General features: G+C 64.3%; 26 protein-coding genes and 1 pseudogene. 15 read left to right on the top strand and 12 right to left on the bottom strand.

Going from position 1 to position 25,033, the window contains the following annotated elements:
- Nucleotide 1: 1 nt before the first annotated feature.
- A complete protein-coding gene (gene efeU, locus DFR67_RS05205; RefSeq protein WP_342766714.1) occupies nt 2-889 on the bottom strand; it encodes an iron uptake transporter permease EfeU in 888 nt (295 codons plus the stop codon).
- Nucleotides 890-1,202: 313 nt separating this feature from the next.
- Here efeU and DFR67_RS05200 point away from each other — a divergent pair, with 313 nt between their 5' ends.
- From DFR67_RS05200 to DFR67_RS05180, 5 genes are all read left to right on the top strand, one after another.
- A complete protein-coding gene (locus DFR67_RS05200; protein ID WP_110468381.1) occupies nt 1,203-1,970 on the top strand; it encodes a lytic transglycosylase domain-containing protein in 768 nt (255 codons plus the stop codon).
- A 127-nt stretch (nt 1,971-2,097) separates the two neighbouring features.
- A complete protein-coding gene (eno, locus tag DFR67_RS05195) occupies nt 2,098-3,384 on the top strand; it encodes a phosphopyruvate hydratase (RefSeq protein WP_110468380.1) in 1,287 nt (428 codons plus the stop codon).
- A 32-nt stretch (nt 3,385-3,416) separates the two neighbouring features.
- Nucleotides 3,417-3,971 (top strand): FtsB family cell division protein, encoded by a 555-nt coding sequence (locus DFR67_RS05190; RefSeq protein ID WP_245937740.1) that lies wholly within the window; start codon nt 3,417-3,419, stop codon nt 3,969-3,971.
- Entirely contained in the window at nt 3,971-4,507 is a 537-nt protein-coding gene (locus DFR67_RS05185; protein WP_110468378.1) for a DUF501 domain-containing protein, read from the top strand. Before DFR67_RS05190 ends, DFR67_RS05185 begins: the two co-directional genes overlap by 1 nt.
- Nucleotides 4,504-5,457: a Ppx/GppA phosphatase family protein gene (locus tag DFR67_RS05180; RefSeq protein WP_110468377.1), complete on the top strand. Its 954-nt coding sequence runs from the start codon at nt 4,504-4,506 to the stop codon at nt 5,455-5,457. Before DFR67_RS05185 ends, DFR67_RS05180 begins: the two co-directional genes overlap by 4 nt.
- Here DFR67_RS05180 and DFR67_RS05175 read toward each other — a convergent pair.
- The 5 genes from DFR67_RS05175 to DFR67_RS05155 all read right to left on the bottom strand — a co-directional run bounded on the left by DFR67_RS05175 (nt 5,440) and on the right by DFR67_RS05155 (nt 10,025).
- The gene (locus DFR67_RS05175) at nt 5,440-5,961 is read right to left on the bottom strand and encodes a DUF4395 domain-containing protein (RefSeq protein ID WP_110468717.1); all 522 of its coding nucleotides are present in this window, start codon (nt 5,959-5,961) and stop codon (nt 5,440-5,442) included. The two genes, DFR67_RS05180 and DFR67_RS05175, sit on opposite strands and share 18 nt — an antisense overlap.
- 64 nt (nt 5,962-6,025) lie before the next feature.
- Entirely contained in the window at nt 6,026-7,510 is a 1,485-nt protein-coding gene (locus tag DFR67_RS05170) for an MFS transporter (protein WP_110468376.1), read from the bottom strand.
- A complete protein-coding gene (locus DFR67_RS05165) occupies nt 7,491-7,691 on the bottom strand; it encodes a hypothetical protein (RefSeq protein WP_110468375.1) in 201 nt (66 codons plus the stop codon). The genes DFR67_RS05170 and DFR67_RS05165 overlap by 20 nt, the downstream gene beginning before the upstream one ends.
- Nucleotides 7,692-7,744: 53 nt before the next feature.
- Nucleotides 7,745-8,860 (bottom strand): fatty acid desaturase family protein, encoded by a 1,116-nt coding sequence (locus tag DFR67_RS05160; protein ID WP_110468374.1) that lies wholly within the window; start codon nt 8,858-8,860, stop codon nt 7,745-7,747.
- Nucleotides 8,861-8,939: 79 nt separating this feature from the next.
- Complete coding sequence (locus tag DFR67_RS05155) at nt 8,940-10,025, bottom strand: ferredoxin reductase (protein WP_110468373.1); 1,086 nt, start codon at nt 10,023-10,025, stop codon at nt 8,940-8,942.
- 126 nt (nt 10,026-10,151) lie between these two features.
- On the opposite strand from DFR67_RS05155, the gene DFR67_RS05150 reads away from it, so the two are divergent.
- From DFR67_RS05150 to DFR67_RS05130, 5 genes are all read left to right on the top strand, one after another.
- Entirely contained in the window at nt 10,152-10,889 is a 738-nt protein-coding gene (locus DFR67_RS05150) for a TetR family transcriptional regulator (RefSeq protein ID WP_245937739.1), read from the top strand.
- 180 nt (nt 10,890-11,069) lie between these two features.
- Complete coding sequence (locus DFR67_RS05145) at nt 11,070-12,572, top strand: serine/threonine-protein kinase (protein WP_245937738.1); 1,503 nt, start codon at nt 11,070-11,072, stop codon at nt 12,570-12,572.
- 1 nt (nt 12,573) lies between these two features.
- On the top strand, nt 12,574-13,503 hold the full coding sequence (locus DFR67_RS05140; protein WP_146240374.1) for a serine hydrolase: 930 nt from the start codon (nt 12,574-12,576) through the stop codon (nt 13,501-13,503).
- Nucleotides 13,497-14,228 carry an SIMPL domain-containing protein gene (locus tag DFR67_RS05135; RefSeq protein WP_245937737.1) on the top strand — a complete coding sequence of 244 codons (732 nt, stop codon included), beginning with the start codon at nt 13,497-13,499 and terminating at the stop codon, nt 14,226-14,228. The genes DFR67_RS05140 and DFR67_RS05135 overlap by 7 nt, the downstream gene beginning before the upstream one ends.
- Before the next feature lie 22 nt (nt 14,229-14,250).
- Nucleotides 14,251-14,535: a hypothetical protein gene (locus DFR67_RS05130; RefSeq protein ID WP_110468369.1), complete on the top strand. Its 285-nt coding sequence runs from the start codon at nt 14,251-14,253 to the stop codon at nt 14,533-14,535.
- A 55-nt stretch (nt 14,536-14,590) separates the two neighbouring features.
- Here the strand turns inward: DFR67_RS05130 and DFR67_RS05125 are convergent, their stop codons facing one another.
- Genes DFR67_RS05125 through DFR67_RS05115 form a run of 3 tightly spaced genes read right to left on the bottom strand, consistent with a single transcriptional unit; the run spans nt 14,591 to nt 16,054 of the window.
- Nucleotides 14,591-15,013: an organic hydroperoxide resistance protein gene (locus DFR67_RS05125; RefSeq protein WP_110468368.1), complete on the bottom strand. Its 423-nt coding sequence runs from the start codon at nt 15,011-15,013 to the stop codon at nt 14,591-14,593.
- 26 nt (nt 15,014-15,039) lie between these two features.
- Complete coding sequence (locus DFR67_RS05120; protein ID WP_110468715.1) at nt 15,040-15,486, bottom strand: MarR family winged helix-turn-helix transcriptional regulator; 447 nt, start codon at nt 15,484-15,486, stop codon at nt 15,040-15,042.
- 55 nt (nt 15,487-15,541) lie between these two features.
- Nucleotides 15,542-16,054, bottom strand: a complete 513-nt coding sequence (locus DFR67_RS05115) for a mycothiol transferase (protein WP_110468367.1) — start codon at nt 16,052-16,054, stop codon at nt 15,542-15,544.
- Between the two features lie 107 nt (nt 16,055-16,161).
- On the opposite strand from DFR67_RS05115, the gene DFR67_RS05110 reads away from it, so the two are divergent.
- The 4 genes from DFR67_RS05110 (at nt 16,162) to DFR67_RS05095 (ending at nt 20,855) form a co-directional block, all read left to right on the top strand.
- Nucleotides 16,162-17,841: a DUF7800 domain-containing protein gene (locus tag DFR67_RS05110; RefSeq protein WP_211324948.1), complete on the top strand. Its 1,680-nt coding sequence runs from the start codon at nt 16,162-16,164 to the stop codon at nt 17,839-17,841.
- A 73-nt stretch (nt 17,842-17,914) separates the two neighbouring features.
- Nucleotides 17,915-18,844 (top strand): serine/threonine-protein kinase, encoded by a 930-nt coding sequence (locus DFR67_RS05105; protein ID WP_342766711.1) that lies wholly within the window; start codon nt 17,915-17,917, stop codon nt 18,842-18,844.
- A 212-nt stretch (nt 18,845-19,056) separates the two neighbouring features.
- On the top strand, nt 19,057-20,577 hold the full coding sequence (locus tag DFR67_RS05100; RefSeq protein WP_110468365.1) for an amino acid permease: 1,521 nt from the start codon (nt 19,057-19,059) through the stop codon (nt 20,575-20,577).
- 74 nt (nt 20,578-20,651) lie between these two features.
- Nucleotides 20,652-20,855 carry a hypervirulence associated TUDOR domain-containing protein gene (locus DFR67_RS05095; protein ID WP_110468364.1) on the top strand — a complete coding sequence of 68 codons (204 nt, stop codon included), beginning with the start codon at nt 20,652-20,654 and terminating at the stop codon, nt 20,853-20,855.
- Nucleotides 20,856-20,998: 143 nt separating this feature from the next.
- On the opposite strand, the gene DFR67_RS05090 is transcribed toward DFR67_RS05095, so the two are convergent.
- Nucleotides 20,999-21,202 carry a cold-shock protein gene (locus tag DFR67_RS05090; RefSeq protein ID WP_020108824.1) on the bottom strand — a complete coding sequence of 68 codons (204 nt, stop codon included), beginning with the start codon at nt 21,200-21,202 and terminating at the stop codon, nt 20,999-21,001.
- A gap of 352 nt (nt 21,203-21,554) precedes the next feature.
- On the opposite strand from DFR67_RS05090, the gene DFR67_RS05085 reads away from it, so the two are divergent.
- A complete protein-coding gene (locus DFR67_RS05085; protein WP_110468363.1) occupies nt 21,555-22,271 on the top strand; it encodes an LpqN/LpqT family lipoprotein in 717 nt (238 codons plus the stop codon).
- On the opposite strand, the gene DFR67_RS05080 is transcribed toward DFR67_RS05085, so the two are convergent.
- A complete protein-coding gene (locus DFR67_RS05080) occupies nt 22,272-24,647 on the bottom strand; it encodes an ATP-binding protein (protein WP_245937794.1) in 2,376 nt (791 codons plus the stop codon).
- A gap of 30 nt (nt 24,648-24,677) precedes the next feature.
- Nucleotides 24,678-24,997 (bottom strand): annotated as a pseudogene (locus DFR67_RS31045) (AfsR/SARP family transcriptional regulator); the annotation flags it as partial.
- Between the last annotated feature and the right edge of the window lie 36 nt (nt 24,998-25,033).

Genomic DNA, 25,033 nt, shown 5'->3' with positions numbered 1-25,033 from the left:
GCTAGGCGACGGCCGACGTGGGAGTTGGTCGAACTGGTGCAGGCTTTGTCCGTCGCGGCCACAGGAACGCGGTCATGACGACGGCGACGTAGGCCGCCCACCCGACCACCTGCAGCACGGTGGGGTCGGGGCGGAAATTGAAGATCCCGGCAAGAACGGTTCCGTACCAGGATGATTGGTCGTACCAGGAGGTCAGGTCGAACGCCGTGTTCGACATGCCGGGCAACCAGCCGACGGTTTGCAGGGCGCGGATGGCGTAGGCGAGCATGCCGGCGGCGACGAAGACCAGGAAGATGCCGGTGTAGGTGAAGAACTTCTGGAAGTTGATCCGGACGGTGCCCTGATAGAGCAGCACCGTGAGGACCACGGCGATCAGGACACCGAGTATCAAACCCACGAGCGGCCAACTACTGCCCGAGGTGTTCTCGGCGTAACCGACCATGAGCAGCGCGGTCTCCACACCCTCGCGACCGACGGCCAGGAAGGAGAGCAGCACCACCGCGCCGGCGCCTACCTCCAGGGCCCGGGCCATCGACTCCTTGAGTTCGCCGGAAATCGATGCCGCCGCGCGCTTCGTCCACAGCACCATGAAGGTCACGATCACCACGGCCGCGAGCGAGGAGACCCCGGCGATCGCTTCCGCGGTCAGCCCGGTGACGGTCGAGGTTCCGTAGTGGATCACCGCGAAGATGATCAACACCATCGCGATCGCGGCGCCGACCCCTAGCCAGACCCACTTCAGTGCATCGCGCCGATCGGACTTGACGAGGAACGCGACCAGGATCATCACCACGATGCCGGCTTCAAGACCCTCTCGGACGCCGATGAGGCCGCTGCCGAAGAGCTGGGTCGCGACCGAGGGTCCGGAGCTGCCAGCAGCAATGTTCAACACGTCAGCTCCTTTACGGATCGTTAGGGTCGCATTGCCTAACCGGGCGATCGTAGCGCGCAAACCGGGGAACCATTGCGTCCGCCCGGGAGTTGGTCCGTATTGGGGAGAATGTCCAGATTTCGCGCTGACCTGCAAATTCGTACATAACGGACATGGGGTCTTGTATCCGCTTTGGCCGACGACGGCGATTCGATACCCGTAATCGACGCATCCATCAGGCACAGTGGAACGACGGCCACATCAGGTGGGCCGAACGCGCACGAGGAAAAGTACTCCAGTCTTGGAGACGGTGAGGATCACGGTGGCGGCAATGGAGCGTCGAAAGGCGATCGGTGGCGGGAGTTCGTTCATCGGTCGGGTTGCGGCGTCGATCGCACTGGCGTCGAGCGTGCTGCTGACCACGAGCTGCCTCGACCTTCCGTCGAAGCCGAAGGTGGCCATCCCGGAGGGCATCCCGCCCAACCCCGGCGCGCCGCTTCCGTACTTCGACATCAACACCCCCGGCCGGACGGCTGAGCTGTTACGGGATTGGGCGACCCCGATCGCGGAGCAGACGAAGATCCCTCTGGTATCGCTCGAGGCCTATGGCAACGCGGCAGAGATCCAGCGGCAGCAGCATCCCGAATGCGGCATCTCGTGGACCACACTCGCAGGCATCGCCGGAGTCGAGAGCAAGCACGGGACCTACCGCGGCTCGCAGATCGCTGCAAATGGCGACGTCTCCCCGGAGATCCGCGGCGTACCACTGGACGGAACCTCCGGAAACGCGCGCATCGCCGACACCGATTCCGGCACCCTCGACGGCGACGATCAGCTCGACCGCGCCATGGGTCCGTTCCAGTTCATTCCTGCCACCTGGGAGCGGTTCGGGGTCGACGCCAACGGGGACGGTCGCGCCGACATGGACAACATCGACGACGCCGCGCTGTCGGCGGCCCGGTACCTCTGTGTCTCCGGTGGCGACCTCACCACGCCGGAGGGCTGGGAGAAGGCGGTCAAGGTCTACAACAACTCCATGCAGTACGTCCTCGACGTGCGTGATCATGCCAATGCGTACTCGGTCAACGTCGCCTACTGATCGTTAACTGACGGCTCTACCGGTGCGTCAGTCGATGGCGGACAGTGTTGGGCATTAGGCTCTGTAGCGATAAGCCGAGACCACCTGCGTTGTCGGCGGTGAGTTCAAGACCCGAAGGAGTTATGCCGTGGCCAGCATCGATCAGGTCGGAGCGCGCGAGATCCTCGATTCGCGGGGCAACCCAACAGTCGAGGTGGAAGTGGTGCTCGATGACGGCACGTTCACTCGTGCAGCAGTGCCGTCGGGTGCGTCGACCGGTGAACACGAAGCGGTCGAACTCCGTGACGGTGGAGAGCGCTACGGCGGCAAGGGCGTGACCAAAGCGGTCGAGGCCGTGCTCGGCGAGATCGCACCTGCCGTGATCGGCATCGAGGCCGACGATCAGCGTCTGGTCGATCAGGCGCTGCTCGACCTGGACGGCACCCCGGACAAGTCACGCCTCGGCGCCAACGCGCTCTTGGGCGTTTCCCTTGCAGTCGCCAAGGGTGCCGCCGAGTCGGCGGGTCTCCCGCTCTTCCGCTACATCGGCGGACCCAACGCGCACATCCTGCCCGTGCCGATGATGAACATCATCAACGGCGGCGCACACGCCGACAGCGGAGTGGACGTCCAGGAGTTCATGGTCGCGCCGATCGGGGCATCGACGTTCAAGGAGTCGCTGCGCTGGGGTGCCGAGGTCTACCACTCACTCAAGTCCGTTCTCAAGGCAAAGGGACTGTCGACGGGCCTCGGTGACGAGGGCGGTTTCGCCCCCGACATCGCGGGCACCAAGGCGGCACTCGAGCTCATCAGCGAGGCGATCGGCAAGACCGGCCTCAAACTGGGCACCGACGTCGCGCTCGCGCTTGACGTCGCAGCCACCGAGTTCCACACCGAGGGAACCGGTTACGCGTTCGAGGGCACCAACCGCACCGCTGCGGAGATGACGGCGTTCTACGAGCAGCTGATCAACGACTTCCCGCTGGTGTCGATCGAGGATCCGCTCTCGGAAGACGACTGGGACGGCTGGGTCGCCTTGACCGAGGCCATCGGCGACAAGGTCCAGCTCGTCGGCGACGACCTCTTCGTCACCAATCCCGAGCGGCTCGAAGACGGCATCAACCGCGGCGCCGCCAACGCGCTGCTGGTCAAGGTCAACCAGATCGGCACGCTCACCGAGACCTTGGATGCCGTGGCCCTGGCCCACAACAACGGCTACAAGACGATGATGAGCCACCGATCGGGTGAGACCGAGGACACCACCATCGCCGATCTCGCCGTGGCGTGTGGTTGTGGCCAGATCAAGACCGGCGCCCCCGCCCGCAGCGAGCGCGTCGCGAAGTACAACCAGCTGCTGCGCATCGAAGAAGGTCTCGGTGACGCCGCACGGTATGCGGGCGACCTCGCCTTCCCCCGGTTCTCGTTCGAGGGCTGAGCGGAACTCCGAAAGTCGATGGTCGCCAAGTGATGGCTGAGAGACGGAACCGGAAGCGGGATGGGGCCACCGGTCCCACCCGTTCCGGTACGCCCACCCGTTCCGGTAGGCGCAGTGCGGCCCGGCCGGCCGCGTCCCGGGTGCGGGCGTCCACTCGGACGTCCGCGAAGCCGTCGATGACGTTGCCACGTGGGGCCGTTGCGTTGTCGTCGAAATGGGAGAGCATCAACCCCAAACGCGCGGTGGTGCTGGCGGCGGTGTTGAGCCTGCTTGCACTGACCCTCGCCGTTCCGATGCGCACTTATTTCTCTCAGCAGACCGAGTTCGACGAGCTCCGCTCGAGCAATGCGCAACTCCAGAGCGAGGTGCGGGATTACGAGGAAAAGGTCGCCGAGCAAAACGATCCGGCGTACATCGAGGCGCAGGCGCGCGAACGCCTGCAGTTCGTGATGCCGGGGGAGAAGCCGTTGCTGATGCAGTACCCCGTGCCGCCGGGCAAATCGGACGAAGAACGCAAGGCAGAGAAGCAGGCCGGTAACCCCTGGTACACCAACCTGTGGAATTCGGTATCGGTGCCCGAGAAATAATGTCTACTCCCGAACCGAAGTCTGTTGTCTCGCAAGATGATCTCGATGTCGTGGCGCGGCAGCTCGGGCGCGCACCGCGTGGTGTGCTCGAGATCGCCTACCGGACCCCCGATGGGCAGCCCGCGGTCGTCAAGACCGCCCCGCGGTTGCCGGACGGGACGCCGTTCCCGACGCTGTTCTATCTGACCGACCCGCGGCTGACCGCCGAGGCGAGTCGCCAAGAATCGGGTGGGGTGATGCGGGAGATGAGTGCCCGGCTCCTCGACGATCCGGAACTGGCGGCGCACTATCGGAGAGCGCACGAGTCGTATCTGACAGAACGCGACGCCATCGAGGAACTCGGAACCGATTTCACCGGCGGCGGTATGCCCGATCGCGTCAAATGCCTACACGTTCTGATCGCGCACTCGCTGGCGAAGGGCCCAGGAGTGAATCCTCTCGGCGACGAGGCGGTCTCGCTGGCCGCGGACGCCGGGTTGCGCGGTACGGCGATACCTGCGGACTGGCCGCCCACGCGGTCACCGGTCGAAGAATGACGGAGATCGTCGCCGCAGTGGACTGCGGTACCAACTCGATCCGGCTACTCGTCGCGCGCGCAGGTGACTCGGGGCTCGTCGACCTGCACCGCGAGATGCGGGTCGTCCGACTCGGTCAGGGTGTCGACGCCACAGGCTCATTCGCCGACGAGGCGATAGAACGAACCCGCGTCGCCCTCGCAGACTACGTGGCGACGATGAAGCAGCATGGCGTCACCGCAGTCCGGATGGTGGCGACGTCGGCGTCCCGAGATGCCGCCAACCGCGACGAGTTCTTCGCCATGACCCGCGATCTGCTCGGACAGGTGGTGCCGGGAACCGTCGCCGAAGTGATCACCGGCGATGAAGAGGCGCGGCTGTCGTTCGCCGGCGCCGTCGGCGATCTGGACCAGGCCGAAGGCCCGTTCGTGGTGGTCGATCTCGGGGGAGGTTCCACGGAGGTCGTCTTCGGGGACGTGAACGGTGTTCACGCCGCCTATTCTGCGAACATCGGCTGCGTCCGCCTCACCGAGCGATGCCTGCACAGCGATCCGCCGACCGATGAAGAGATTGCCGCCGCGCGGTCCATCATCGAAGAACTTCTCGGCGAGGCTTTTTCGCGCGTCCAGGTAGACGGTGCCCGTACCCTCGTCGGAGTCGCAGGCACGATGACCACGCTGGCTGCACTCGCCGCCGACCTACCCGACTACGACCCCGAGCTGATCCACCTCTCGCGCGTCGACTTCGGGACGCTGGCGGACGTCTGCCGGCGTCTGGTCCGGATGCCCCGCAGCGAGCGGGCGGCCCTCGGACCCATGCACGAAGGTCGTGTCGACGTGATCGGTGGAGGGTCGCTGATCACTCTGGAACTGGCCCGCATCATCGCGGAGAAGACGTCGATCACCGAGTTGGTCGTCTCGGAGCACGACATACTCGACGGAATCGCGCTGTCGCTACTCGCTGACGACTGACCCGCGGGCCGCCGGCTCAGAAATGCCCGGGTCAGAATCTCTCAGCGAGATGTTGTTGCATGCCTCGCACACGCTGTCCGGGATGACTCCCCGCCGCTGAAGAAAGCCGAAGACAGCACAGCCCAGACAAAACCCCAGTACGGACTCGAGCAGCGCCGCGACGATCAGAACGCCGGTCGTGATCTGGGCGGCCAGGCCGTAGCCGAGCAGTGAGAGCACCAGCGCTGTTCCACTGACGAGAAGCCCGATCGTTTGCGCGAAGCGCTTCGGCGGTCCGGGAACGAGCTTGGTCTTCTTGATCACGTGCGGCACGATCACCCGGACCGACAGCTGACCGAAGGGCGACAGTGTCGGACCCGACGCCACGCGCAGCGCGAAGCCGATGGCCAGCACCGCGTAGACCAACGGGTTGTCCACAACGATCGCGACCACGGCCAGCAGGACCACGAGACCAGCGGTGGATCGCGCAGCGTAGTCGTTGACGGGGTTCGGAAAAGTCAGCACAGGCACACGCTACGCACCAAAACCTTCGTCTCCCACCTTTGAACTCACCGTGACCCGAACCCCATCATGGGGCGGCGGCAGGGGCTTGGGCGGCGAGCCGAGCCTCTTCGATCTCGGCAATCCGTTCTTGTTCTTCGGCGTGCTTGCGGACGGCGCCGAGGCCCGGGAGCAGAAAACTCGCCAGGGCGCACAGGGCATAGCCGATGATGGGCACCCAGGCCGCGACGGACAATGCGTGCAGTAGCTCGGGTTGGGAGTATCTGCCCGCCTCACCGAAGAACAGCACGCCGGTGACCGCAACCCCGACCGCTCCACCGACCTGGGCGAAGGTGTTCAAGGTGCCCGACGCGGCGCCGGAATCGTTGACGTCGACGGTCGAGAGGGCGATGTCGAGCAGCGGCACGAGCATGATCGTCAATCCCAGACCGGCGAGGCCCATGGGGATGACGGTGTCCCAGCTGGAGAAGGCCGCGTCCGACGACCGGATGACCTGGATGGTCCATGCCGTGCCGGCACTCATCATCACTCCGCCGATGAGGGGCAGACTGCGGCCCAGCTTCGTCGTCAGCGCCGCTGCAACCCCGGCGGCCAGTACGGCACCGATGCTGAACGGCAGGGTCATCGCACCGGCGGTGATGGCCTCGAAGCCCAGGCCCACCTGCACGTAGAGGGCAAGGATCAGGAAGAACGAGGTGATGGACCCCTGGAACAGGAACTGGATGGCCGAGCCGCCGACGAACCCTCGGTTGCCGAACAGCCGCAGTGGGATCAGTGCGCTGCCCTCGGCGGTCCGCCGCTTCTGCTGCAGGACGAACGCCGTCAGCGCGACGGGGGACAATGCCATCATCACGAAGGACCACGCAGGCCAACCGAGCTGTCGTCCCTCCACCAGCGGATACACGAGCAGCAGCACTCCACCGACCGCAAGTACCACCCCGACGAGGTCGAGATCGGTGACCTTCTCGGACTTGGTGTTGGGAACCAGGAAATATCCGGCGACGGCGATGATGATGCCGATCGGGACGTTGATGAAGAAGATGGACCGCCACTCGCCGCCGAGGGGGTTGTTGGTGACCAGCCAGCCGCCGAGCACCGGACCGATCACCGCGGCCATCGCCGTGATCACACCGAGGATCGCGAAGATCGGCGCCCGTTCCTTCGGGCGATAGAGCACCTGCACGTTGGCCAGGACCTGCGGGACCATCAGGCCGGCGAAGAATCCCTGGAGTACGCGGGAGGCGACCAGGATGCTGCCGGTCTGTGCGGTCGAGGCCAGCACCGAGGCCAAGGTGAAGCCGACGATGCCGATCAGGAAGATCCGTTGCCTGCCGTAGCGATCACCGAGTCGGCCTGCGGTGATCAGGACGCCGGCGAACGCCAGCACATATCCGCCGACCAGCCACTCGATCTGGGCCGGGCTGGCGCCGAGATCATCGCGGATGGAGGGGATCGCGACGTTGACGATCGTCACATCCATCAAGTCCATGAACATGGCGAAGGCGAGGATCGCCATCGCCAGGTTCCGGCGCTTAAACGTCTGTGGTGTCATCGCGCCGCGCCTTACGAGCCGCTTCGCGCATCTCGATCCCGTCGGTGATCAGATCACCGATCTCATGGGTGACGTCGATGACTGCCCCGGTGATGATCGAGGCGATCCGGCCCACCCGGTGGGCGGTCGACTCGATCAACTCCTGGGCGATGTCCTTGTTCCGCTCGAACTGCGAGACCATATGAGCCTTCCGTTCCGATGCCGACACCCGACCCGGACCCCCCGAGCGGCCCCCTAGGCGGCAACTTTCGACTCGACCTTAACACTGAACTGCGCGTCGTCGGCCACCCAGGAATTCGGCAGCGACAGGCGCGCGATCTTGCGCCAGGTCGAACCGATCTGGTGACTGAAACTGCCGGTGTTGTAAGGCAATCCGTACCGTTCGCACAGCGCTTTGACCTCACCCGAGATTTCCGGGTAACGGTTGGCCGGGATGTCGGGGAACAGGTGGTGTTCGATCTGGTGCGAGAGGTTTCCGCTCATGATGTGGAACAGCGGAGTGCCGGTGATGTTCGCCGAGCCGAGCATCTGGCGCAGGTACCACTGGCCGCGGGTCTCGTTGGCCGTCTCCTCCTGGGTGAAAGTCTGTACACCCGAGGGGAAGTGGCCACAGAAGATGATCGAGAAGGTCCACAGGTTACGGACGATGTTGGCACTGGCGTTGCCGACGAGGGTCGTGACGAAGAACGGGCCGGTGAGAGCCGGGTACACAACGTAGTCCTTGAGGACCTGGCGGCTGGCCTTGCGCCACATTCCCTTGGCCAGGCCCTTGATGTCGGTCCACTTGCGCTTGCCCTGGACGATGTTCTCCGCCTCGAGGTCGTGGAGCATTACGCCCCACTCGAACAGGATCATCAGCGCGCTGGCGTAGACGAGGTTGCCCAAATAGTAGGGGTTCCAGCTCTGGTCACGGTCCATGCGCAGGATCCCGTACCCGATGTCGCGATCCTGGCCGACGATGTTGGTGAAGGTGTGGTGCATGTAGTTGTGGCTGTGACGCCACTGATCCGCAGGACAGACTGTGTCCCATTCGAATTCGCGCGAGTTGAGGCTCGGCTCACGCATCCAGTCGTACTGGCCGTGCATGACGTTGTGGCCGATCTCCATGTTGTCGAGAATCTTCGACACGCTCAACGCGCCCACGCCTGCCAACCACGCGGGAGGGATGAACGGGAAATACATGAGTGCGCGGCCTGCGACCTCGAGGGTGCGCTGGGCCTTGATGATCGAGTAGATGTAGTCGCGGTCCTTGTCGCCGAGGTCGGCGACCACGCGGGCCTTGAGGGCGTCGAGCTCGCGGCCGAGCTCGTCGACCTGATCTTCGGTGAGGACTAGTTCCGTGGTTGTCATGGTGACTCCTTGGATAGCTGTCGAGGTGGTGCTGGGGCTGGACTGAAAACGTCCGACGACGGTCAGATGTCGACGAGCGTCAGATGTCGATGACGCAGTCGCCGACGGGCTTGCTGATACACAGCTGGATGTGTTTGTCGGATTCGGTGTCGGTCTCACCGGTGAGGATGTTCTTGGTCAGACCGGACTTCTTCACCGCGGTGCATGAGAAGCAGATACCCATGCGGCAGCCGAATTCGGGTGTGAGACCGGCGTTCTCGGCTTGCTCGAGAATTGACGTGCCGTCGTTCTCGGCGTCCTTGCCGCTCGTGGCAAAGCTGAGCTGCCCGTGCGCCGGAGCGTCGTCGTCCACGTCTGCCGGTGTGACGAGCACGAATTGTTCGGTGTGCAGATTGGCCTCGGCGTCGGCAGCGGCGAGATGGTCCGAGACCGACTCGTGCAGAGCGGGTGGCCCGCAGAGGAACACCTGTGTCGCGTTCAGATCGATCCCGCTCAGATGATCGGACCGGAAATGGCCATCGGTATCCGCATCGGAGGTGGGCCGAGTGAAGTGGGTGGTGATGGTCCAATCGGGACGGGCCGAGGCGATGTCCGCCAGTTCAGCCGCGTACGGGTGGTCGTCTTCGCTTCGCGTGTAATGCACGAAGGTGACGTCTCCGCGGTGGTTCTCGGCTACAAGTGTTCTCAACATTGAGAGTACGGGTGTAATGCCGCTGCCGCCGCTGATGAACAGAAGGCTGTCGGGGCGTTCGGCGGGAAGCGTGAAGGTGCCTGTTGCCGGCTGCAGGCCCAGTACCTGTCCTGTCCTGACGGTCTCGCGCAGGTGCTTGGAGACGAAGCCGTCTTCGTGGCTGGTGAGGGTCAATTCAATGGTGTCAGGGCTGTGGGCGCTGTTTGCGGGCGAGTAGCAACGGCTGTGCCGAACGCCCTTGATAACGGTGCTGAGCTGCACGAACTGTCCGGCATCAAAGCCGGTCCATTGCCGGGTCGGACGCAGGGTCATCGTGACCGAGCGGGGTGACCGGCGATCGACCGCGATCACTTCGGCGCGCAGGTCGGTCCAGGTGATGCGCGGATCGACGAGTTCGAGATAGCGGTCGACGGGGTGAGGTGTCAGGGCTGCTTCGAGCACCGAACCGAAGAATCCGGAAAGCGACTTGGTCATCCGTGTGTCCTTTCATTTCAGTGCACATCTGTACACAGACAGTGTGGCATCACCTGACCCCATGAAGTCAAGGAATGAATGTGTAACCGCCATCACGTCCGGCTTGGTGCCTCCGCAGCCCAGCGGGTGCACAGACGTACACTGACCTGCGTGTCGCGGACGTCGAAACACCACAGCTCGGGGACTCGCAGTACCCGGCGTGTTCCACCGTCGGTCGAGCGACTCGACGACGCGACCCGCACCAGGGCTGAACAGAAGAGCAGGACCCGCCAGGCTCTGCTCGATCAGACCCTCGAACTCGTGGGCGAGCGCAGTTTCGCCTCGATCAGCCTGCGCGAGGTCACCAAGCGCGCCGGAATCGTCCCTACCGCGTTCTATCGACATTTCGCGTCGATGGAGGAGGTCGGGGTCACGCTGGTCGAGGATTCGATGCGGACGTTGCGCCGCATGCTGCGCGACGGCAGGCGCGACCTCGCGGCCCGGGCGGCTGTACCCACGGCGAAGGAGTCGCTGGCGGTGCTGGTGCGGCAGGCTCGCGCCAACGAGGCGCAGTTCCGCTTTCTGGTGCGCGAACAGTACGGCGGGATCAGTGAGGTTCGCCGAGCGATCGACACGGAGCTGAAGTTGTTTTCCCGCGAGCTGGCCATCGACCTGTCTCGGATACCGGAACTGGCCAAATGGCCTGCCGATGATCTGGAGGTTGCCGGAGATCTCATCGTCACGGTGATGCTCCACGCGGTCGCGGAACTGGTCGAGCTCGACCGCCGCAACACCAGAGAAGAGGACGAGCTCATTCTTCGAACGGAAAAACAGCTGGTCATCGCTTTTCTCGGGATGGGTCGCTGGCAGCCCTCGCACGAGTGAGCGGACGCAGCCGACTCAGGTCCGCAAGGGTCGGAGCGGGTGCCATCTGTTCAGACCACAGGGCTGCGTGCGGTGTCGTACCCGATTAACATTGTTTCCCTTGAGCAGCCAGAGCCGGCCGCGCAGGTTTCGGAGACGAAGCGCAGCGAAGCTAGACCAGACATGCTGGGAGGCAAACCAATGGTCGAAGGTTCGCGGACGGGCACTCGATTCGGGGCGTACCGCCTCGATGCCCTGATCGGTCGAGGCGGTATGGGTGAGGTGTACCGCGCCTACGACACCGCGAAGGACCGTACGGTCGCCTTGAAACTGCTGAACCTGGACCTGGCGCAAGATCCGACGTACCAGGAGCGCTTTCGCCGCGAGTCCCATGCTGCGGCGCGGTTGCAGGAACCGCACGTCATCCCAATCCATGACTGGGGCGAGATCGACGGCGTCCTCTACATCGACATGCGCCTCGTGGCGGGTCAGGATTTGCGGGCGGCGCTGCGCGAGGGCGGCGCCATGGACCCCGCTCGCGCCGTCACGATCGTCGAGCAGGTCGCCGGCGCCCTCGACGCCGCCCATGCCGACGGGCTCATCCATCGTGACGTCAAGCCCGAGAACATCATTTTGGCAGAAGGTGACTTCGCCTACCTCGTCGATTTCGGGATCGCCCACTCCGGTGACGATTCTCAGTTGACTGCCGCGGGGCTCGCCATCGGGTCCTATCGGTACATGGCACCGGAACGGTTCGACAATGCCCGGCTCACCCCGATGGCGGACGTGTATTCGCTGACCTGCGTGCTGCACGAATGTCTCACGGGTTCCACGCCGTATCAGGCCGACACGATCAGTTCAGCGGTCAAGGCACATGTGCTGAACCCGGCGCCGCAGCCTTCTCGGGTCCGCCCAGGGGTCCCTACCGGATTCGATCAGGTCATCGCGCAGGGGCTCGAGAAACAGCCCGAGCATCGTTACCAGACCGCCGGTCAGCTCGCGACCGCGGCTCGCGCCGCACTCACCGGTTCGAGTATCCCGGCGCCGCAGACCATCGCGACCGGGTACTCGGGTGCCGGATTTCCGTACGCGCCGCCGACGGTCGCCGGTATGGCGCCTGCGGGGGCTGGCCTTCAGTACAACCCGACCGTGTACAGCGGCCCGGTGGCCCCACCACCCACCTTCGGGACAGGTCAGCAGCAGTACTTCACCGGCCCGCAGCAGGGCGGGTCAGGAAACGGATCCCAGTCGAAGGTCATCATCGGCGTGCTTGTGGGATTGATCGTGCTCGCCCTGGGCGGGCTTGCGGCTCTGCTCCTCTGGTACACGGGCTCCAAGGACGATGCCGACGGCGATCCTGCGGTCGCGGTGAGCACGGTTACCGAGACCGCTGGTGGTCAGGTCCAGAACACTCAGGCCCCCGCTCCGGTACCTGCCGGCCCGCCGCCTGGCTCCACTCCGTGTCCCGCGGTCTACGGCCAGGTCGGCACGCTCACCGGTTCGGCGATCGGGTCAGCGGTGACGAGTTGCGCTTTCGCGGAGGAAGTCCGGATCAGCTATGCGGGCAGCGGGGCACCGGCGCAGCCGCGGCAGATCTTGGCGACCAGCCCGGTCACGGGCGTCACGTATGTGATGATGTGCACGCCGGCCGGTCCTGCGGTCACCTGCACGGGCGGAGAGAACGCTGTTGTCCATCTTTTCTGACGTGACGGGATCGCGTGGCATGCGAGCGTCCGTACTCGCCATCGCTGCTGTCTGTGTGGCTCAGTCATCGGTGGCCTGCACCGGTTCCGATGACCCGCCGGCGTCGATCTCGACCTCGACGTCGACCACCACCGTCACCGTGCCCAGCCCCAACCCGTCGGCAGACCCGGCGACCAGGACATCGGCGATCGCCGCCGATGTACCGGGGTTCTCGCGGCGGCTGACGCAGAGTCTGCAGGCGATGCTGAACGAGCAACCCGGCTCCGTCGGTATAGCGATCGGGCCGGTCAACGGGACCGCGCCCGCCCAGTATTTCGGTGATCTGCCGACTGAGGTGTCGTGGTCGACCATCAAGGTCCCACTCGCGTATGCGGCCTTGCGTGAGAACGGCGCGGCTGCGCAGCCCGACATCGACTTGGCGATAATGAACTCGGACAACGCTGCCGCAGAACGGCTCTGGGGCATGTTGGGCACGCCGGTCGAGGCCGCGGCCGCGGTGACCGAGGTGCTCCGTGAGGCAGGCGATACGACCACGGTGGTGCAGTCGCAGAAGGTCCGGGCCGGATTCACGGCCTTCGGGCAAACCGAGTGGAGTCTGGTTGATCAGGCGCAGTTCGCGTCGCAGTTCCCGTGTATGCCCGACAGCGAGGGGATCCTGGCATTGATGCGCGAGGTCAGTGGAACTCAGCAATGGGGTGCCCAGTCGATCGAGGGGACCGCGGTCAAGGGCGGGTGGGGACCGCAACCCGACGCCGAAGGGAACTACTTGGTGCGTCAGATGGCCGTCGTTCCTGCCGGATCCGGCGATGTTGTGGTCACCCTCGCCACAACACCTGACAACGGGACCTTCGAAGACGGGACCGCCGTCCTCGACGATGTCGGCGCGTGGATCGCCGAGAATCTCGACGAGTTGCCTGCGGGGCAGTGTTGAGCCGGGCGCGCAGGACCGCCATCGCTCTCGCCGGGTCCGTCGTCCTGATCGCAGGGCTGGCGGGCTGCGGCGACGACGAGCCGTCGGACCCGGGGAATCAGCGGTCGGTGACGGTCGTCGGCAACGGCGAGGTCGAGGGGACGCCCGATACCCTGCGCGTGAACCTCGGCGTCGAGACCACCGGCAGCGACGTCTCGACCGCCATCAACGCGGCCAATCAGCAGATCGCAGCGATCACTGAGGCGGTGGTGAACGCCGGGGTTCCACGCGAGAGCATCCAGACGCAGCAGGTCACCTTGAGTCCTGACTACTCGAATCCGCTGCCGGGTGGGTCCAGCGAGATCTCCGGGTACCGGGCGACCAACTCGTTGCGCGTCGACATCACCGACCTCACCAAGGCCTCGAATGTCCTCGAGGTCGCTGTCGAGGCCGGCGGCAACGCGACCCGGATCAGCAACGTCGCGTTTGTCATCGACGACGACTCGGATCTGGTTGTCAACGCCCGGGAGCAGGCGTTCAAGGACGCCCGCGATCGGGCGAATCAATACGCCGGACTGTCGGGCGACGAATTGGGCAAGGTGCTGACCATCGACGAGACCTCGTCAGGGCAGCAGGTGCAGGTCAGTGAGCAACAACGGTCGACCATGGACAGCAGTGCCGTCCCACTCGAACCGGGTCAGCAGACCGTGAGTTTTGCGGTCACGGTGAAGTGGCAACTCAAATGACAGTGCGCGAGAGGTGGGGGCGATGAGTGAAGTTGTTGGGATGAACGGCGAGTCGATCGTGTTCGACGGCGCGACGGTCGCGAAATTCCGTCACTATGGCAAAGACGAGGCGGCACGCAACCCGGTGTCCACGTTCCGTGAGTGCACCATCAAAGAGAAGACGTCGTTGCTGGGCAAACCGAAGAAGCCCCCGCAGTTCGACGTTCTGCTGGCGATGTCGTCGTTCATGAGCCTCACCGTTGACGAGATCGGAAAGTCTGCCATCGAAGCACTGGTGGCCGAGGTGCGCTCGGCCGCAGGAAAATGAAAGTCGGCCCGCCCCACCCAAGCGGTGAAGCGGGCCGAAGTTCGCGGCGTGGCGATCAGTCGTCGGTCACAACCACGTCGACGTCGATGTTGCCGCGCGTGGCGTTGGAGTAGGGGCACACCTCGTGCGCTTTGTCGGCCAGCTTCTGGGCGGTTTCGTGGTCCAGATTCGGCAGCGTCACCTCGAGCTCGACGGCGAGACCGAAACCTCCGTTGTCCAGGCTCCCGATCGACACCCGTGCGCCGACGGTCGAGTCGGTGACGTCTGCTTTCTCCTGGCCGGCGACCAGACGCAGGGCCGAGTGGAAGCACGCTGCGTAACCGGCGGCGAAGAGTTGCTCGGGGTTCGTACCGATCCCGTTGCCGCCCATCTCCTTGGGGATCGACAGGTCGAGATCGACCTTGCCATCGGAGGTGCGTGCGTGGCCGTCGCGGCCTTCGCCGGTTGCCAGTGCTTCGGCGGTGTAGATCGCTTTCATCGGTGGTGCCTTTCGTCGTGGATCATTCACGAGTCGGCGGATGTGCCGGCGTCGCGTAGGACATGTGTGAGTCGCTGGACCGCATCTCGAAGGTTTTCGATCTCGTCGACCGTGAGACCTGATGCCCCGAACAGGTTTTCGGGGATGCACAGTGCCTGGGATTCGAGTTCACGACCGGACTCGGTGAGTGTCACTTCGACAGACCGCTCGTCGGCGACGGACCTCTGGCGCTGAACGAATCCGATGGCCTCGAGTCGCTTCAGGAGCGGCGAGAGCGTGCCCGAATCGAGGTGTAACCGCTCGCCCAGTCGGCGGACGGTGACCCGCTCGTCTTCCCACAGCACGAGCAGGACGAGGTACTGCGGATAGGTGAGTCCGAGTTGATCGAGCAGCGGACGGTAGGCGGCGGTGGTGGCCCGCGAGGCCGAGTACAGCGCGAAGCACAGTTGGCGATCGAGATGAAGTGCGGTCACCACCAAAAGATAGCCCACAATTCAGTTGTGCACAAGCTAAATGCTGATCAGCTCATCAGCTCTGCAGTCTTCGGTACACGCCCGCGACATACGCGGCCTGACCCGCATGTTGCAGATCGTCGGCGATGACACTGATCAGTCGCACTCCGAGGGTGACCGCCGGAGTCCAGTTCTCGTCGACGACGACGTCGAGATCCGCGGGCGACAGCGAACGCAGGTACTCGAGCGTCCGCTTGTGCGTCGCATCGTGATAGCCGAGAAGCAGCTCGCGCTCGGCCGGGACGGCGGCGACGTCGGCTGACGACTGGCCATAGCCGATATCAGACGAGTCGAACGGCAGCCCGAAGCGCTCGGCCCACCCGTTGGAGGTCCACACCTGTTCGGAACCGGCGACACCTGCGACGTGATCGTCCTGCACCCGGGTGAGGTGCCAGACCAACCACGCGATCGTGTTGGCGTCAGGATCGATGCGATACGTCAGGGCCTCAGGTGGCAGGTCCTCGAAGACGGCATGGACAACTTCGTGTATTCGGTCGAATGCGTCGACCAAGATGTCGGACTGCTTCACCGGTTTCCTTCCCGTTGAAAGTCACCGAGTACCCGTTTCGTGCTCCACTACGCACCCCTGACCGGCAAACAGTGCGCGGCGGGCACGCGCGTGCGACCGTGGTAGCCGTGAGTATCGAAAGCCCTGCGCTTGTCCTCGGCCCCATCCTGCGTTTCGTCGACACCACGCGTGCCACGGTGTGGGTCGAGACAGATCGTGAGTGTGCCGTGGAGGTCACCGCATCGACCGGCCAGTCCGGGATGGAACAGACCTGGGAGGTCAAGGGTCATCACTTCGCGATCGTCCAGTTGATCAATCTGCCGTCGGGCGCCCTCATCGATTACTCGGTGACATTGTCTGCGGCCGCCGATGTGGGTGAGGCGTCCGTGACGGTCCGCTCCGGAGGTCGCCTGCGCACCGCGGCGGTCGACGAGCCCGTGACGGTGGCGTTCGGTTCGTGTCGACGTGGGGACACCTATGACGACGAGACGCTCAAGGCGATCGGCGCCGATGGGCTCGCCGGATTGGCCGATCGGGTGGCCGGCCAAAACCCGGATCAGTGGCCGCAGTTGCTGCTCTTGCTCGGCGATCAGGTCTACGCCGATGACCCGTCGCCCGAGATCAAGGTGCTCCTCCGGGATCGGCGTGCCACCCAGAATGATCCCGAGCTCGGGGATGAGGTCGCCGAGGAGATCTGCGATTTCGAGGAATACACGTGGCTCTATCGCGAGTCGTGGGGCGTGGATGAGGTCAGCGGCCTCATGGCATCGGTCCCGAGTTGCATGATCCTCGACGACCACGACTTGCGAGACGACTGGAACTCGTCGCTGGACTGGCGCAAGACCATGGAGCAGAAATCGTGGTGGCGACGACGTGTGATCGGCGCGTTCTCTTCCTACTGGATTTATCAGCACCTGGGCAATCTCTCACCGGACGAGCTCGCCAAGGACGACCTCTACGGCGCCATCCGGGGCGCAGCGAACAGTGCCGAGCGGGAAAAGATGTTGGCGGACTTCGCGATTCGCGCTGACAGTGAGCCCGAGTCGGCGCGCTGGAGTTACGTGCGCGATCTGGGGAACACTCGAATCATCATGATCGATTCGCGCTGCTCTCGCGATCTGAATCCCGACCGCCGGGCAATGCTCGACGACGTCGAATGGGCCTGGCTCAGCGATCGGGCGAAGGAGACCTCGGCGCGGCACATCGTTTTCGGGACCTCGCTCCCGTACCTCATGCTGCCTGCGCTGCACCATCTCGAGCAGTGGAACGAGGCGGTGGCTCAAGGTGCGTGGGGAAGGCGGTTTGCGAAGGTCGGGGAGAAGCTGCGACTCGAACTCGATCTCGAACACTGGGCCGCGTTCGGCAACTCCTTCCGGAACATGGTCGGTTTGGTCGACGAACTCGTGGACCACACACAGCCTCCCGCCAGCATTCTGTGGCTGTCGGGAGATGTGCACTGCTCGTACGTCGCCGAAGCCGATCTGACCGATCGGGGAACCGAGCGGACCGCGTTGTATCAGCTGACCATGTCCCCGTTCCGGAACCCGCTCGAGCGGCCGATCCGTGCGGTGAATCGGGTGGCCATCCGCAAACCCATCGTGAAGTTCATGCGATTCCTCGCCCGACGTGCCGGCGTCGGCGACGTCCCGATCACCTGGCAGGCGAAAGCCGGCCCGTGGTTCGACAACGGCGTCATGTCGTTGCGGCTCGACGGCGAACGGGCGTCGGTGCAGATCGATCACGCGTCGACCGGCACGGACGGCGCGCAACGCCTCACCCGCACCCATGAGATGGAGCTGACGCCCTGATGGCTTCTCCGCAGGCCTGACCCCACGATCGCTTCAACGCGCCGTACGGGCAGCGGGGCTCTACGCTGTGCCGGTGATCCTCGTTCCGGGTACCCGAGTTGCCGGTCTCACCGTGCGTGCCCATCTGGGCAGCGGCGGGACCAGCGAGGTCTACAAAGTGCACAATCCGGTGGCCGACCGGATCGAAGCCCTCAAGATCCTCGACACGGAGTTCACCGACGTCGAGGTCGCGCGAACGCGGTTCGAGCGAGAGTTCGAGATCGCGCGCGCCCTCGAGCATCCCCACATCGTGGCGATGTACCGCAGCGGCGAGATGACGGGCGAGGTCCTCGGGCCGCACCGCGGTCACAGTGCATTGTGGATGACGATGCAGTACGTGGAGGGGACCACCGCGGCGGTGCTCGTTCCGACAGCCCATGGGCAGGTACGACTGCCGCTGATGCTGCGGGTGCTCACCCAGATTGCGGACGCCTTGGACTATGCGCATCGCATGGACGTACTCCATCGCGATGTGAAGCCGTCGAACATCCTCATCGGGCACGATGACGAAATATCTGCTGTGCTCACAGATTTCGGTATCGCGCGGTTCCTGGACGACACCCGTCCGGTCGCGCAGAATGGACGTATCGTCGGGTCGATACCGTATGCAGCGCCCGAAATGCTTCAGGGGCAACAGCTGTCGACCGCCACGGATGTCTATGCGCTTGCCTGCACCGTGGTCGAGCTGGTGACGGGCAGGCCGCCGTTCCCGTATCCCACGACATTCGGGATCGTGCACGCTCACATCGCCGGCATTCCTCCGAAGCTCAGCGAGCGGCGCAGTTGGATACCGGTGGCGGTCGACTCGATCGTCGCCAAGGCGCTGGCCAAGAAACCGGCCGAGCGGTACCAGAGGTGCTCGGAGTTCATCGGTCTGATCGAGAATGCGCTGCGGGACGTGCCGGTGCCACCGGACTCGGCCCGCCCGTTCGCGTGGTCACGATTTCGGGGCAGAGGTCGTTGAACTCGGTTCGCGTAGCGCGATGTCCGATCTTACGCAGTGTTTACGAGCCTCAAGTGTCGTGAATTGCGCACCGCGGTTAACGTTGCACACGTCTTATCTAAACAGTTGGATAGACAACTGAGACGCACCTTCAGGTTCGGTCCATCGCCGCTCTGAAGAACCTTGAGCCGTGCGACCCCGTCGTGCTGCCGACAATCGTGAGGATTACGACGATGAGTACTACTCCGGTAGAGAGTTCGGGTTACGACAACTCCGCCCTGGCCCACGAAGACGAGGGCTATCACAAGGGTCTCAAACCTCGGCAGATCCAGATGATCGCGATCGGCGGTGCCATCGGCACGGGACTGTTCCTCGGTGCGGGCAGTCGCCTGCGAGACGCCGGACCAGGACTGTTCATCGTGTACGCGATCTGTGGTGTTTTCGTGTTCTTCATCCTGCGTGCCCTCGGCGAATTGGTGCTGCACCGCCCGTCGTCGGGATCCTTTGTCTCGTATGCTCGCGAATTCTACGGTGAGAAAACAGCTTTCGTCACCGGCTGGTTGTACTTCTTCAACTGGGCGATGACCGCCATTGTCGATGTCACGGCCATTGCGCTCTATGTCCACTACTGGAGCATGTTCGACGGCGTTCCCCAGTGGTCGATCGCCTTGGTCGCGCTGATCTTCGTGCTTCTGCTGAACATGGTCTCGGTGAAGTGGTTCGGCGAGATGGAGTTCTGGGCATCGATCATCAAGGTGTTCGCGCTCGTGGCATTTTTGGTCGTGGGCACCATATTCTTGGCGGGACGCTTCGAGATCAACGACAAGGCAACGGGTTTCAGTGTTCTCAGCGACAACGGGGGACTGTTCCCCACGGGCCTGTGGTCGTTGGTGCTCGTCACCTCGGGGGTCATCTTTGCCTACGCCGCAGTGGAACTCGTGGGCACGGCGGCCGGTGAGACAGAGAATCCGGAAAAGATCATGCCGCGGGCCATCAACTCGGTGATCTTCCGCATCGCGATCTTCTATGTCGGTTCGTTGATCCTGCTCGCGTTGCTGTTGCCGTACACCGACTACGCGCCGGGGGAGAGTCCGTTCGTGACGTTCTTTGCGGCGATCGGTATGCCCGCTGCGGGCGGGATCATGAACATGGTGGTGTTGACCGCCGCACTCTCGAGCCTGAACGCAGGCCTGTACTCGACCGGCCGCACCCTGCGCTCGATGGCGATGAACGGAAGTGCTCCGCAGTTCACCGGAAAGATGAACAAGAACGGCGTACCTTTCGGCGGCATCGCACTCACGGGTGTGCTGACGTTGCTCGGAATCCTGCTGAACCTGGTTGTGCCGGAGGAGGCGTTCAACATCGCTCTGGATCTGTCCGCACTCGGGATCATCTCCACCTGGGGCATGATCGTGTTGTGCCAGATCCAGCTCTACCGCTGGGAGAAGAAAGGCATCTTGCAGCGGCCCGCCTTCCGCTTGCCCTGGACGCCGTGGACGAGCTACGCGACGCTCATATTCCTCACCGCCGTCACGGTGCTGATGTGCTACGACAACTACTGGAACATCGTCGCCATCGTGGTGATCATCCCGTCTCTCATCGGTGGTTGGTTCGCGGTACGCGGAAAGGTTTTGACCATGGCGGAGGCTCGGGTGGGTTACACCGGCGAGTATCCGGTTGTTCCCGGTATCGTCCCGCCGGTCCCGTTTCCCGAGCACGATCGCACACCTCGTGACGACGACGGTGGCAAGTGAACTGAGGCGGCAAGGCCTGACTCGGTGGTGACAACGCCTGGCCCGGGGGTGGCGGTATCGCTACCCTCGGGTTCATGGGCATAAAAAAGAACGACACCGTGTCGTGGAACACGTCGCAGGGCGCTACTGAGGGCAAGGCCGTCGAGAAACGGACCAAAGAGTTCACCTTCGATGGTCAGAAGTTCAAAGCCAGCGATGACGACCCCTATTGGATCGTGGAGTCGTCGAAATCGGGCAAGCAGGCCGCTCACAAAGAGTCGTCGTTGAAGGCGAAGTGATCGAACGACGAGTCGAGAGTCCCCTGGTCACCGGATCTTCACGCCGTTGACGGTGCTTGGTGCCGGGGTCTTATAAAGACAAAAAAAGTGAGCTGGCGGCGATTGCTTCGCTCAGCCAGCTCACTTTTTTGAAGTTTGGCGATCTAGATCGCGGTTACTCCGGTGGCCTGCGGGCCTTTTGCGCCCTGGCCGATCTCGAACTCGACTCGCTGATTCTCCTCGAGGGTGCGGAAGCCGCCGCCCTGGATCTCGGAGTAATGAACGAAGACGTCATCCGAACCGCCATCGGGGGCGATGAAGCCGAAGCCCTTTTCGCCGTTGAACCATTTCACAGTTCCCTGTGCCATATTAAAGTACTTCTCTCTTTTTTCCTGCAGAACGCATGAACACGCCCCTGCACATAGTGTTGCACGGATCGGGCGAAACCGATAGCGCTGATCGACATTGATTTTTTCGTCGCAGGTGAGAGGGCATATGTCGGGCGTGCCGCGTCGGTGACGCGGCCTCGAGGTCGCGAGCCGCTCGGAGCCCGGAGCGTCGCCGTCGATGTCTGCGGGGGCTGTCGGTGCGTTCGGTTATAGGTCGCCGACTTCGGTTGTGGCGCAGACGATCCGAATATCATTCGCTGCTGGCGGGGATGCTTGACGCTGTTTTGTGTGATCCAATCGCGTTCCAATCCGAGATCGCTATCTTGCAGCGATGAACCTCTCGAAGATCGGATCGGCCACCGCTGTCGTGGCTGTGGCGCTCGCGCTGACTCTTGCCGGGTGCGGCAGCGACAGCAGCTCGGACGGCAGCGCGTCCTCGACCACGTCGTCGGCTGCGGCCACGAGTTCGTCGCAAACCACCAGTGAATCCCTCGAACCGCGGGACCTCGAGAACGCTGCCGGTACGAACTACACGATCGCCGACTACATCAAGGACAACAACATCACCGAGACGCCCATCAAGATGGGTGATCCGGACGCTCCTGCCATCGATCTGCCGATCCCGGAGGGATGGTCGCCGGCCGGGGACGACACCCCGGACTACGCCTACGCCGCGATCGTCTACACCGGAGACGACGCTTCAGGGTCGGATTACACACCCAACTTCGTGGCGTTGCTGTCGAGGTTGGGGGGGAATGTCGACGGGGCAGCACTGATCGAGGCAGCAGGTGGTGAACTCAAGAACTTGCCGAGCGCGGAGATCGTCGACGAACGAGAAGCCACCCTGTCGAGTTTCCCGGCCTACGAGATCGCGGCGACCTACGACCTGGAGGGCACGGCGGCGCTCAGCGCGCAGAAGACCGTGGTCATCACCACCGCCGACGGGGCCACCTACATCTTGCAACTCAACGGAACGAGCGATCAGGCGCAAGCCGAAATCCTGGGAGATGCCGCCAACACCATCGACACGGCGACCATCGAACCCTGATCAGCCTGTCGACTCGGTGAGGCGGTTGCCCGCAGGCCGGATACCCCGGCGTGCGGGCAACCGCTGTTCCCACACCCGCTCGCCCGACGCCCGGGCCGTCATCGCAGCGCGGTGCAGGGTGCTCCGGGCCTGCTCGAGATGACCGTGTTCGGCCTCGGCCTCGGCGAGCAGCATGAGGTAGAGCGGCACGAATATCCTGGTGCCGCCGGCGGTGTGTTCGAGTAGCGCGTCACGTATCTGCGATGTGGTGTCCGGCCCGCCGGGTTCGAGCGCGCGTGCCCAGGCCTGGATGAGGTGGGCTGACCCCAGCAGATCTGCCGTTCCCGACACTTGTTGCAAGTCGGTGATGAGTTCGGCAGCAGCGTGTCCCGTTCCCGCGACGTCACCGACAATCGCGCTCACCTGGAGCAGATTCACCGACAGTATCGCCGCCGCAAAGCCGTTACCGCGTGCGCGGGCGATGTCGATCCCGTTCTGCGCCACGGCGCGGGCACGATCGACATCGCCGCGCAACGCGTACACCTCCGCGGCCACCCCGAACACACGTACGTCGAACGAAAGGATGTTGTCCTGCGTCTGTGCGGGCACCTCGTCGACCAGGTCATCTGCAGCCCGTAGGGCAGCATCGAGGTCACCGGCCATGAACGCGGCGACCGCGCGGTTGTAATAGCCTGCGGCACCCGCGATCGGATCGCCCGTGCCGGCGTAGAGCGTGAGCAATCCTTCGCCGAGCGCGCCGGCCTCGGCGTAGTTGGCAGTGGTGACCAGCAGTGCGCACCGTAGCGCCACCGCTGCTGTGAACCCACTGTTGCCGGACATCGCAAGACCGGCATCGAACGCGTTGGTGAGCGCGGCGGTGGCGTCTTCGGAACCATGGCCTCGCAGTACCGCCAGCACCGATGCCCGCTGTCGCCAGTACCGGGCCTGGCGCTCCAATCGAGAGTCACCTTCCGGCAGCCTTCGTGTCATCTCCAGGGCGCGCTCGGTGAGTTCTGCGACCTCTGCATACTCCGACCGCGAGACCGAAAGGCGCACGGCAGTGTCGAGCAGATCGGACGCTACTTCGGGCTCGAGTTCGCCGCCTGCGCGCCAGGCGTGCTCGGCGGCAGCGATGGCGCGGTCATAGCCTGCGGTGTCTGCGAGACCGGCGTATGTTCGGGCAATCCGCGCATGTGCCAGCTTTTTTCGATCCGGTGGATACTCGGATGCGGCCACTTCGCGTACGACGTCGTGGCTGAACCAGTACCGCTGGGGCCAGTCGGTACTCACCGAGAGAAGGCCGAATCGGCATGCCGGGGCCAGACGCCCACGCAGGTCCTTCCGGGTGGTCTGGAGGACATCGGCGAGCAACCGTGACTCGACCGTCACGCCCATCATCCCGGCGACCCCGAGGGCCTCGCGCGTGCGCCCACGCAGGTCGGACATACGTCGGCGCACCACTCCCACAACAGCGTCCGGCATCCCGTCGATCTCCACTTCTGTGGTTGTCGGGTGCAGATGCCCCTGGCTGTGCAGCAGGCGGACCAGTTCGCGAATGTAGAAGGGGTTGCCGCCGGTGCGTCGTTGCAGCGACTCGACGAAGACCGGGGTCGCTTGAACGCCCGTCTCCGCGCGCACCAGGTCGGCCGAAGCGTCGTCGCTGAGGGGCCCGAGACCGATGACCACGACGTCGGACCTGCTCAGGAGCCGGTCGAACACGCGGGGCCGCAGCGGACGATCCGCTGCCCCGTCTTGCCACGTCACGACGATGAGGAGCGGGATCTCCTGGAGGCTGCCCGTGACCACGTCGAGAACGGCACGACTGGCTTTGTCTGCGCGGTGGAGATCGTCGAGCACGACGATGGTCGGGGTGTCGCCGATCAACCGGGCAATCACCGAAGCGATCTCCGCGGGCGCCTCGAAGCGGGATTCGACATAGCCTGCGGTCGTGTGGACAGGGGGTGTCGTCTCGTGCCCGCTGGGCGCACCGAAGATGTTCGGAGCCATCGCCCGCGCCCGTTCGAGCGCCGGAGGGTCAGCGCGTTCGGCGAGGCGGCGAATGATGCGTAGCCACGCCCACATCGGAGGCTCGCGGACGTCGGCCGGTTGTCCGGACCACGCCGACGGCATGCCTCGACGCGTGCCGTCCTCGATCACTGCAGAGGCCAGTGTCGTCTTGCCCATCCCGGAGATTCCGCGGATCACCGCTACCGCACCATGACCGCGCGTCGTCCGGTCCAGGAGGCCCTGCAGTCGCGACAGTTCGGTGGACCGGCCGATGACACCGTGGCGTAGATCGGTGTCGCCGTTCACAGGCGCGATCTCGACCCGCAGCGGGGCGTAGTCGAGATCGGGGGACTGGCGTGCGATGTCGTCGCGCAGTCGTTCGAGGGCCATGCCCGGCCGGACGCCGAGCTCCGTATCGAGTTCCGTGTGGGCGCGGTGATAAGCGCGTAGCGCCTCGGCCCGGCGTCCCGATCGATACAGCGCGAGCATCAACTGGCCCCAGATTCGTTCATGAAGGGGATCCGTCGAGAGCTGGTCCTCGAGTCCGGCGATCAGGTGGAGTCGCGGCCGAGCAGCAGTCCTGCTTCGAAAAAGCCCTCGATGGCGACCGACCGCAACGCGCTGAGCCGGTGGACCTCGTTGTCGGCGAAACGTTGATGCCGAAAGTCGGCGAGCGCTGGTCCGCGCCACAGATCGAGGGCCGCCTGCAGGTGGCGCTCGGCGGCAACCGGATCGGCCACCGTGAGTGCTTTACGTCCGGAAGCGGTGAGCTTCTC

It is taken from the genome of Williamsia limnetica (genome assembly GCF_003217475.1).
Classification (GTDB): domain Bacteria; phylum Actinomycetota; class Actinomycetes; order Mycobacteriales; family Mycobacteriaceae; genus Williamsia; species Williamsia limnetica.
The sequence above is the reverse complement of the archived record's forward strand: the minus strand, read 5'-3'. Positions and strand labels throughout refer to the sequence as shown.